The 10000-nt window shown below is 33.0% G+C and carries 12 protein-coding genes and 1 pseudogene; 9 read left to right on the top strand and 4 right to left on the bottom strand.

Going from position 1 to position 10000, the window contains the following annotated elements:
- From rpoA to LDL23_RS07130, 5 genes are all read left to right on the top strand, one after another.
- The coding region (gene rpoA, locus LDL23_RS07150) for a DNA-directed RNA polymerase subunit alpha (RefSeq protein ID WP_291265090.1) at nucleotides 1-784 on the top strand (784 nt) is incomplete at its 5' end.
- A gap of 63 nt (nucleotides 785-847) precedes the next feature.
- The gene (gene rplQ / locus LDL23_RS07145) at nucleotides 848-1330 is read left to right on the top strand and encodes a 50S ribosomal protein L17 (protein WP_291265089.1); all 483 of its coding nucleotides are present in this window, start codon (nucleotides 848-850) and stop codon (nucleotides 1328-1330) included.
- 133 nt (nucleotides 1331-1463) lie between these two features.
- Nucleotides 1464-2573 (top strand): glutamine-hydrolyzing carbamoyl-phosphate synthase small subunit, encoded by a 1110-nt coding sequence (carA, locus tag LDL23_RS07140; RefSeq protein WP_291265088.1) that lies wholly within the window; start codon nucleotides 1464-1466, stop codon nucleotides 2571-2573.
- Between the two features lie 100 nt (nucleotides 2574-2673).
- Nucleotides 2674-3969, top strand: a complete 1296-nt coding sequence (eno, locus tag LDL23_RS07135; protein ID WP_291265087.1) for a phosphopyruvate hydratase — start codon at nucleotides 2674-2676, stop codon at nucleotides 3967-3969.
- Nucleotides 3970-4133: 164 nt separating this feature from the next.
- Nucleotides 4134-5417 (top strand): citrate synthase, encoded by a 1284-nt coding sequence (locus tag LDL23_RS07130; RefSeq protein WP_291265086.1) that lies wholly within the window; start codon nucleotides 4134-4136, stop codon nucleotides 5415-5417.
- Between the two features lie 38 nt (nucleotides 5418-5455).
- Here LDL23_RS07130 and LDL23_RS07125 read toward each other — a convergent pair whose 3' ends face one another.
- Nucleotides 5456-5830, bottom strand: a complete 375-nt coding sequence (locus LDL23_RS07125) for a hypothetical protein (RefSeq protein ID WP_291107699.1) — start codon at nucleotides 5828-5830, stop codon at nucleotides 5456-5458.
- 135 nt (nucleotides 5831-5965) lie between these two features.
- Here LDL23_RS07125 and LDL23_RS07120 point away from each other — a divergent pair, with 135 nt between their 5' ends.
- The 3 genes from LDL23_RS07120 to ctlX are packed head-to-tail and all read left to right on the top strand — an operon-like array spanning nucleotide 5966 to nucleotide 7967.
- Nucleotides 5966-6880, top strand: a complete 915-nt coding sequence (locus tag LDL23_RS07120) for a dimethylarginine dimethylaminohydrolase family protein (protein ID WP_291265085.1) — start codon at nucleotides 5966-5968, stop codon at nucleotides 6878-6880.
- A gap of 3 nt (nucleotides 6881-6883) precedes the next feature.
- Nucleotides 6884-7048 carry a hypothetical protein gene (locus tag LDL23_RS07115; RefSeq protein WP_194095148.1) on the top strand — a complete coding sequence of 55 codons (165 nt, stop codon included), beginning with the start codon at nucleotides 6884-6886 and terminating at the stop codon, nucleotides 7046-7048.
- A complete protein-coding gene (gene ctlX, locus LDL23_RS07110; protein WP_291265084.1) occupies nucleotides 7032-7967 on the top strand; it encodes a citrulline utilization hydrolase CtlX in 936 nt (311 codons plus the stop codon). Before LDL23_RS07115 ends, ctlX begins: the two co-directional genes overlap by 17 nt.
- Nucleotides 7968-8055: 88 nt before the next feature.
- On the opposite strand, the gene LDL23_RS07105 is transcribed toward ctlX, so the two are convergent.
- Both LDL23_RS07105 and LDL23_RS07100 read right to left on the bottom strand, forming a co-directional pair.
- Nucleotides 8056-8679 (bottom strand): MarC family NAAT transporter, encoded by a 624-nt coding sequence (locus tag LDL23_RS07105; RefSeq protein WP_291265083.1) that lies wholly within the window; start codon nucleotides 8677-8679, stop codon nucleotides 8056-8058.
- Nucleotides 8680-8772: 93 nt separating this feature from the next.
- Nucleotides 8773-9204: a hypothetical protein gene (locus tag LDL23_RS07100; protein WP_291265082.1), complete on the bottom strand. Its 432-nt coding sequence runs from the start codon at nucleotides 9202-9204 to the stop codon at nucleotides 8773-8775.
- 102 nt (nucleotides 9205-9306) lie between these two features.
- On the opposite strand from LDL23_RS07100, the gene LDL23_RS07095 reads away from it, so the two are divergent.
- Nucleotides 9307-9663: a CoA-binding protein gene (locus tag LDL23_RS07095; RefSeq protein WP_291265081.1), complete on the top strand. Its 357-nt coding sequence runs from the start codon at nucleotides 9307-9309 to the stop codon at nucleotides 9661-9663.
- On the opposite strand, the pseudogene LDL23_RS07090 reads toward LDL23_RS07095, so the two are convergent.
- A pseudogene (locus tag LDL23_RS07090) lies at nucleotides 9660-10000 on the bottom strand (sodium:solute symporter); the annotation flags it as partial. The gene LDL23_RS07095 and the pseudogene LDL23_RS07090 sit on opposite strands and share 4 nt — an antisense overlap.

The raw sequence follows: 10000 nt of genomic DNA, 5'->3' as shown, positions 1-10000 counted from the left end.
TGGTGTAGTTGAAGATGTAACAGAAATTATTTTAAATCTTAAACAAGTACGTTTCAAACGTCAAATTGAAGATATCGATAACGAATCTGTTTCTATCGCTCTTTCTGGAAAAGATAAAATTACTGCAGGTGATTTTCAAAAATTCATCTCTGGTTTTCAAGTTTTAAATCCAGATTTAGTTATCTGTAATTTAGACAGCAAAACATCTATCAACATGGAACTTTCTATCGAAAAAGGTAGAGGATATGTTCCAGCTGAAGAGAACAAAAAATCAAACGCTCCAATAGGAACTATTTTTACAGATTCTATTTACACACCAGTAAAGAACGTAAAATATTCTATTGAGAATTTCCGTGTGGAACAAAAAACAGATTACGAAAAATTAGTTTTTGAAATCATTACAGATGGTTCTATCCATCCTAAAGATGCATTAACTGAAGCAGCTAAGACGTTAATCCACCACTTTATGTTGTTCTCTGATGAAAGAATTACTCTTGAGGCAGATGAAATTGCTCAAACTGAGTCTTATGACGAAGAATCTCTTCACATGAGACAGTTATTGAAAACTAAATTAGTTGATATGGACTTATCTGTTAGAGCATTAAATTGTTTAAAAGCGGCTGAAGTTGATACATTAGGTGATTTAGTTTCTTTCAACAAGAACGACTTAATGAAGTTCCGTAATTTTGGTAAAAAATCATTAACTGAATTAGATGAGTTAGTGGCAAATAAAAACCTTACTTTCGGTATGGATTTAGCTAAATACAAGTTAGATAAAGAATAATTGCTTCATATTTTGCGCTCCTATTAAAGGATTGATGCAAGATGAAGATAAACAAAAGACGTCATGAGACACGGAAAAAAATTCAATCATTTAAGTAGACAAAAAGGACATAGAGCTGCAATGTTAGCTAACATGGCTTGTTCTTTAATCGAACATAAACGTATCAACACTACTGTTGCTAAAGCGAAAGCTTTAAAACAATTTGTTGAACCATTAGTTACAAAATCAAAAGAAGATACTACTCACAACCGTCGTATTTGTTTTTCTTACTTAAGAAACAAATATGCAGTTACAGAACTTTTCAGAGAAGTTGCTGCTAAAGTAGGTGACCGTCCAGGAGGATACACTCGTATCATCAAGTTAGGTAACCGTTTAGGAGATAACGCTGATATGGCAATGATCGAATTAGTAGATTTCAATACATTGTACAATGGTGGTAAAAAAGAAGTTAAGAAAACGACTCGTCGTGGAAAAGCTAAAAAAGCTGAAGGTACTCCTGAAGCTCCAGCATCTGAAACTTCTGAAAATACTGAAGCTACAGAATAATCATGAAACCATTCATGTGAAAATAATAAGGATAGACTTTTTTAAGTTTATCCTTTTTTTTTGGTTTTACGATTCAAACATTTTCTAAAAACAACTTTTATAACTAAATTTGCAACCACAACAACACAACGCAATGAAATACAACAATCGCTCTAAGGCCGTTTTACTTCTTAAAGACGGTACTATTTTTCACGGAAAATCAATCGGAATTGAAGGGGTTACTTTTGGTGAAGTCGCTTTTAATACTGGAACTACAGGTTATCAAGAAATTTTTACAGATCCTTCTTACTTCGGGCAAATCATGGTTACTACCAATGCACACATTGGGAATTATGGAGTAAACGAGAAAGAAGTGGAATCAGATTCAGTAAAAATTTCAGGATTAGTTTGTAAAAACTTCAGCTTTAATTATTCACGCGTAGATGCTACCGAAAGTTTGTTTGATTATTTAAGCAAACAAAATCTTATCGTAATTTCAGATGTTGATACAAGAGCATTAGTAAGTTACATCAGAGATAATGGCGCTATGAATGCTGTTATTTGTACGGATGGAACTCCAATTGAAGAGTTAAAAGAAAGATTAGCACAAGTTCCAGATATGAATGGTTTGGAACTGGCTTCTAAAGTTTCAACAAAAGAACCATATTTCTTTGGTGAAGAAACTGCTAAATATAAAATTTCAGCATTAGATTTAGGAATCAAAACGAATATTCTTAGAAACTTAGCGAAGAGAGATTGTTACATTAAAGTTTTCCCTTACAACGCTTCTTTTGAAGATTTGAAGGCATTCAATCCTGATGGGTATTTCTTATCAAACGGACCTGGTGATCCTGAGCCTTTAGAAACAGCTCAAGAAGTAGCAAAACAAATTTTAAACGAGAACAAACCTTTGTTCGGAATTTGTTTAGGGCACCAAATCATTGGATTAGCTAATGGGATTTCAACTTATAAAATGTTCAACGGTCACCGTGGAATTAATCATCCAGTTAAAAATGTGATTACAGGAAAAGGTGAAATTACCTCTCAAAATCATGGTTTTGCTATTGTAAGAGAAGAATTAGACAAACATCCTGACTTTGAATTAACACACGAACATTTGAATGACGGAACTGTGGCTGGAATGCGAATGAAATCGAAAAACTGTTTCTCAGTTCAATATCATCCAGAAGCAAGTCCTGGACCGCACGACTCAAGTTATTTATTTGACCAATTTATCGAAAACATAAAAACTGCAAGCAACTAAAACGTTATCGTTTATAAGTTTTTTGAGTTTTTCAATATCATTATAGTTTAAATTATAAATTTGTTATTATTCAAAAAATAACAACTTAAAAAAATATAAAATGAGTATAATTATCAAAGTTCACGCAAGACAAATTTTAGATTCGCGTGGAAATCCAACAATCGAAGTTGATGTAGTTACAGATAACGGAATTTTAGGAAGAGCGGCTGTTCCAAGTGGTGCATCAACTGGTGAACATGAGGCTGTAGAGCTTCGTGATGGCGGTAAAGCTTTCATGGGGAAAGGTGTTTTAAAAGCAGCTGAAAATGTAAATACAAAAATTGCTGAGGCGATTGTAGGAATGTCGGTTTTCGAACAAAATTTAATCGACAAAATGATGATTGATTTAGACGGATCAGCAAACAAATCGAACTTAGGGGCTAATGCTATTTTAGGAGTTTCTTTGGCAGTTGCAAAAGCTGCGGCTAACGAATTAGGAATGCCTTTATATCGTTATGTTGGTGGTGTTTCTGCGAATACGTTACCAGTTCCAATGATGAACATTATCAACGGAGGTTCGCATTCTGATGCTCCAATTGCTTTTCAAGAGTTCATGATTATGCCAGTTAAAGCAAAAGATTTTACTCATGCAATGCAAATGGGAACTGAAATTTTCCACAACCTTAAAAAAGTATTACACGATAGAAATTTATCTACAGCAGTAGGTGACGAAGGTGGATTTGCTCCAAATTTAGCCGGTGGAACAGAAGACGCTTTAGATTCAATCAAATTAGCAGTTACAAATGCTGGTTACACTTTTGGTGATGATGTAATGATTGCTTTAGACTGTGCGGCTTCAGAATTTTATGTGAACGGAAAATACGATTACACTAAATTTGAGGGTGAAACAGGAAAAATCAGAACTTCTGAAGAGCAGGCTTCTTACTTAGCAGAATTAACAGAAAAATATCCAATTATTTCTATCGAAGACGGAATGTACGAAGACGATTGGGAAGGTTGGAAATTATTAACTGAAAAAATCGGTGATAAAGTTCAATTAGTGGGTGACGATTTATTCGTAACTAATGTAGAAAGATTATCTCGCGGAATTAGTCAATCTATCGCAAATTCAATTTTGATTAAAGTAAACCAAATCGGAACGTTAACAGAAACGATTGCAGCAGTAAATATGGCGCATAACGCTGGATATACTTCGGTAATGTCACACCGTTCTGGAGAAACAGAAGATAACACGATTGCAGATTTAGCAGTTGCATTAAACTGTGGACAAATCAAAACGGGTTCGGCTTCTCGTTCAGATCGTATGGCAAAATACAATCAATTATTACGCATTGAAGAAGAATTAGCTGATGTAGCTTATTTTCCTGGTGTAAATGCTTTTAAAGTAAAAAAATAATCACTTTTAGATATCATTTTTAAATCCTGTTGTAGTATTTTACAGCAGGATTTTTTATGTATATTATTTAACCATAAATTATAGATATTTTCTTTATTGTTTGATTATTATTTGTTAAATTCGCAATTCACATTAATTTTATCATAAAATATCATATAAATAATATGTCAAAAACTGCAATATTAGAGCTTGATGGCAAAAAGTATGAGTTTCCAGTAATTGTGGGAACTGAGAATGAGGTTGCTATCGACATAGACAAGTTGCGTAGTGCATCTGGTGCTATTACTATTGATCCGGGTTATAAAAACTCAGGTTCATGTACAAGTGAAATTACTTTCTTAGATGGTGAAGAAGGAATTTTACGTTACAGAGGATATTCAATCGAAGATTTAGCAGATAAAGCTGATTTTCTAGAAGTTTCTTATTTGTTGATTTTTGGAGAACTTCCAACGGCAGCCCAATTAGAAAAATTCGAAAACGATATTCGTAAATATACTTTAGTTAACGAGGAAATGAAAAACATCATTGATGGTTTTCCAAAAACGGCTCATCCAATGGGTGTTTTAGCTTCTTTAACTAGTGCTTTAACTGCTTTCAATCCTAAGTCAGTGAATCCTCACAACGAAAAAGAAATGTATGAGGCAGTTTGTAAAACTATGGGTAAATTCTTAGTAATTGCTACATGGACTTACAGAAAAACAATGGGTTATCCATTAAATTATTACGATAATACAAAAGGTTACGTTGAAAATTTCATGCGTTTAATGTTTGAGTTACCAACTGGACCTTACAAAGCAGATCCAAAAGTAATAGCTGCTTTAGATAAATTATTCATCTTACACGCAGATCACGAACAAAACTGTTCTACTTCTACAGTAAGAATCGTTGGTTCTTCTCATGCCGGTTTATTTGCTTCAATTTCTGCTGGAGTTTCTGCGCTTTGGGGACCACTTCACGGTGGAGCTAATCAAGCGGTATTAGAAATGTTACAAGAAATCCACGACAATGGAGGTGATGTTGCTAAATTCGTTTTAAAAGCAAAAGATAAAGATGATCCGTTCCGTTTAATGGGATTCGGACACCGTGTTTACAAAAACTTTGATCCAAGAGCAACTATCATTAAAAAAGCTGCTGATGATGTATTAAGTTCGTTAGGAGTTGATGATCCATTGTTAGATATCGCAAAACAATTAGAAAAAGTAGCTTTAGAAGATGAATATTTCAAATCAAGAAACTTATATCCAAACGTAGATTTCTATTCAGGAATTATCTACCGCGCGATGGGAATCCCAGTTGAAATGTTTACGGTTTTATTTGCTATTGGTCGTTTACCAGGTTGGATTGCACAATGGAAAGAAATGAGAGTAAATAAAGAACCAATTGGTCGTCCAAGACAAGTTTATACAGGTTATACATTACGTCCTTTCAAAGAAGTAAAAGACAGATAATATTTATAAAAAAAAACCACTCATTTGAGTGGTTTTTTTTATTCTGCTGGTTTCGTTTCTTCATTTGTTTCAGAAGCTGTTTCAACTTCAGTAGTTGCAGTTTCAACTTCTTCTTTTTTGTGTTCCAATGATTCTTTTAAGTTGTGTGCTTTTTCTTCTACCCAACCCGCAGCTTCTGCTGTTTTTTCTTTAGCGACATCAACAAATTCGTTTACTTTTTCTGGTACGCCCATTTCTTCTAGTTTCCCAGAAACTTTTTCGGCTACATTTTCAACCGTTTCTTTTACGTCTTCGGCTACATCAGCAGCTTTTTCGGCTACATTTTCTGCAACTTCACTTAAGTTTTCTTTTGCAATTTCCGCTTTCTCTTTTGCTTTCCCAAAAAGAGAACTGAAAAAATTTGATAATCCCATGATAATTTGTTTTTTTATAGTTTTCTCAAATTTAATCATTTATATCTAAAAAGAATCTTTTTGAAGCGAATTTATAACGGTTTACTGATTAATATTCTCGTTTCCTTTTTCTATATTTGCCAAAAGCCGAAATCTATGTTACAATTAAATGTAAAAAACGAAACTTCCCGATTAAGGGCTGTGGTGTTAGGAACTGCTACAAGTAACGGTCCAACACCTACTATAGAAGAAGCCTATGATCCTAAATCATTAGAGCATATTAAAGCTGGAACCTATCCTGTGGAAGCAGATATGGTAAAAGAAATGGAAGCATTTAATAAAGTCTTCCAGAAATACGACGTAAAAGTCTTCAGACCTCAAATTATTGAAAATTATAACCAAATTTTCGCCAGAGACATCGGATTTGTAATCGATGACATTTTTATCAAAGCCAATATTTTACCAGACAGAGAGCGTGAATTAGATGCGATTCAATACGTAATCGATCAAATTGATCCTAAGAAAGTTGTTCGTCCGCCAGAAGAAGTACATATTGAAGGTGGCGACGTGATGCCTTGGAATGAGTATATCTTTATTGGAACTTACAAAGGTTCAGATTATAAAGATTACATCACAGCAAGAACCAACATACAAGGTGTGAATTATATTAAAGAATTATTTCCAAATAAAATTGTGAAAGCATTCGACTTAGTAAAATCGAAAATTGAGCCTCGTGATAATGCATTGCATTTAGATTGTTGTTTTCAACCTGTGGGAACTAACAAAGGAATTATATATAAAAGTGGTTTCCGTGAAGAAGCCGATTATATGTTTTTAGTGAATTTATTCGGAAAAGAAAATCTATTTCATATCGAAAGAGAAGAAATGTATCACATGAATTCCAACGTGTTTTCCATTGCTCCTGATGTAGTAGTTTCTGAAAAAAACTTCACCAGATTAAACAATTGGTTACGCGAAAACGGATTTACAGTAGAAGAAATTCCATACGCAGAAATTGCAAAGCAAGAAGGTTTGTTACGATGTTCAACTTTGCCTTTGATTAGAGATTAAGTTATGCTTACTGCAATCTATTTTTATGTGGTTTTTCCAATAATTGTAGTTAGTGCAATAGTATATGTTGTAAAGAATACTAAGAATCCAAATAAAAATAATGTCGTAATCAAAAAATACGATTTATCAGAAAAAAATAAAGAAGAAAAACATGAACCAAACAACTAACTCCATATTGATGATTCGTCCGGTAGCATTCCGTATGAACGAACAAACAGCGGTGAATAATTATTACCAAAAAGTATTGGATAATTTAACACCAACTTCGGTTAACGCAAAAGCACAAGAAGAATTTGATACTTTCGTTCAAAAGTTAAGAATGATTGGATTAAATGTGGTGGTGGTTGAAGATACATTAAGTCCAGATACACCTGATAGTATCTTTCCAAACAACTGGATTTCATTTCACGAAAATGGTGATGTCGTTTTATATCCAATGTTTGCTGAAAATCGTCGTTTAGAAAGAAGAGAAGATGTTTTAGATCATTTAGAAAATGAAGGTTTTGTAATCAATGAAATTATGGATTACACGTCAGCTGAAGATGACGATATTTTCTTGGAAGGAACAGGAAGTATCGTTTTAGATAGAGCTAATGGAAAAGCGTATTGTGCTTTATCTCCAAGAGCAGACGAAGAATTATTCATCGAATTTTGTGAAGATTTCGAATTTACACCCGTAATTTTTGAAGCGTTTCAAACGGTAAACGGAGAAAGAAAACATATTTATCACACGAACGTAATTATGTGCGTGGGCGAAACATTTGCGGTTATTTGTGCAGATTGTATCGACGATAAAAAAGAACGTAAAATGGTCTTAGATAGTTTAAAAGGTGATGAAAAAGAAGTAATTCTTATCACCGAAGACCAAGTAAACAATTTCGCTGGAAATATGTTGGAAGTAAAAGGAACAGATGATAGACGATATTTAATCATGAGTGCATCAGCTCACCAAAGTTTGACTAAAAAGCAAATTGCACAATTAGAAGAACATGTAACCATCGTAAGTTCAAGCTTAGATACCATTGAAGCTTGTGGTGGTGGAAGTGCACGTTGTATGATGGCAGAAATTTTCTTGCCAAGTGAATAATTTTATCGTCTTAGCGGCTTTTAAAAAAAAATCCCAAATTCCGATTCATTCGAAATTTGGGATTTTTTTTCTTCCAATTCTCAACTTACTAGATTCCTCTAATAATGGTTAAAATGGCACTAATAATATACTGAATGCCAATGGCAATCGTTAAAAACCCAATAATTCTAGAAATTGCCACAATCCCTGAAGAACCTAACATTTTTGCTAAAAAGTGGGCACTTCGAAGAACTAAATAAATAGTGGCTGCAACAACAGTAATTGAAACAGTTGAAATTATAATTTCAGATGTAGTATTGTGTTCTTGATAATAAGCAATAAGTAAAGAAATAGAGCCAGGTCCGGCCAACATTGGCATTGCTAAAGGAGTAAGCGCAATGTGCGTTCTGTTTTGAACTTCTTTTTGAACTTTCTTGTTGATTCCTTTGTTTTTGCTGAAATTTCCATTCAATAATCCGAAACCTGAGCTGGTAATGATGATTCCACCTGCAATTCGTAAAGCTGTAATTGTGATGCCGAAGAAACTCAATACATATTGCCCAATAAAAAACGAAATCAACAATATGATTAAAACGTTAATACTGGTAATTAATGAAACTTTTGCTCGTTCAGCACTTGTATAACCTTCGGTTAAAGCAACGAAAATAGGAACAGTTCCAATTGGGTTTAATACCGAGAATAGTGCAGCGAATAGGTAAATAAATAATTCCATTGTTTTTTTACAAATTTAGTACAAGGTAATTATTTTATTTACGAATCAAAAAAAAATCTAGATTACTTTTAGGTTTACTTAATGTAAGGAAGGTTAATAAGCATCTAATGGAGAGTAGAAGGTGTTTTTTTCTTTTTCCAATTCAAGTTTATCAATGAATTTTTGAACACCTTTACTGTTTTTGGAACAATCAACCGAAATATAATGATGGTCAATATGAAAAGTAATTGAATTTCCCGGTTTGAATAATACTAATTTATAATAAGGAATCACTAAAACATAAACATCTAAGCGAGATTGAAAACCAATAATAATGCCTTTTGGACGTAATTCAATATTACAGAATTTAACCGAGTTGTTAACATGTAATAAATCGTAAATAGCCGAACTGCATCGGGTGATAAATAATTTTGGAGAGCCAATGCCCCCTTTTTTTATGTTCTCTAAAATGGTGAAGGGTTTTCCAACTAATTCGTTGATTTCTCTTTCAATTTTTAAGTCTTTGTATGAAATATTGTAAAGCATTTTTATTTAAAATTACTTCAAAAATCGTTTCGAAATCAGACTTTAGCAAATTTTTATTATTTGTTTATTTATCGTAACTTTAAATTTCTAAATAAAAATAAAATGAAAACATTAGTTATAGGAGCTTCCACAAATAAAGAGCGTTATTCGTATAAAGCCATTCACAGTTTAGTAGATAAAAGTCACCAAGTAGTAGCCATTGGAGCTAAAAAAGGAATGGCGTTTGATATTCCAATTGAAACCGAAAAATTAGATTTTCATGCAGTGGATACAGTGACTTTATATCTTAACTCAAAAGCTCAAGTGGAATATTATGATTACATTCTTTCGTTAAAACCAAGACGCGTTATTTTTAATCCCGGAACTGAAAATCCAGAATTTTATAAAATATTAGAGGCGAACAATATTAAATATGAAGTAGCTTGTACGTTGGTTTTATTAGCAACTAATCAATATTAAAATTTGGTTTGACTAGTAGCTGGTTTACTAATTAATAACAATCCAATAAAAGTGATAATGCCGTTTACGATAATTAATTCGTTGTCAATTACGTAATCTCCAAAAAGTGCTGCCGAATTTTTGGCCAACAAAAAGCAAATCAATGGAGAAATAACACAAATAATTGGGACTAATTTATCGTGAACGGTTTTTGATTTCATGAACAATCCAAATGCATACAATCCTAAAAGTGGACCATAAGTGTAACTTGCTACTTTGAAAATCATCGTCACCACAGATTTATCATTCAATGAATTGAAAATGATAATCACCAAAAACATTAACAATGAAAACCCAA

The organism is Flavobacterium sp. (assembly GCF_020217025.1).
Taxonomy (GTDB): Bacteria; Bacteroidota; Bacteroidia; order Flavobacteriales; family Flavobacteriaceae; genus Flavobacterium.
The sequence above is the reverse complement of the archived record's forward strand: the minus strand, read 5'-3'. Positions and strand labels throughout refer to the sequence as shown.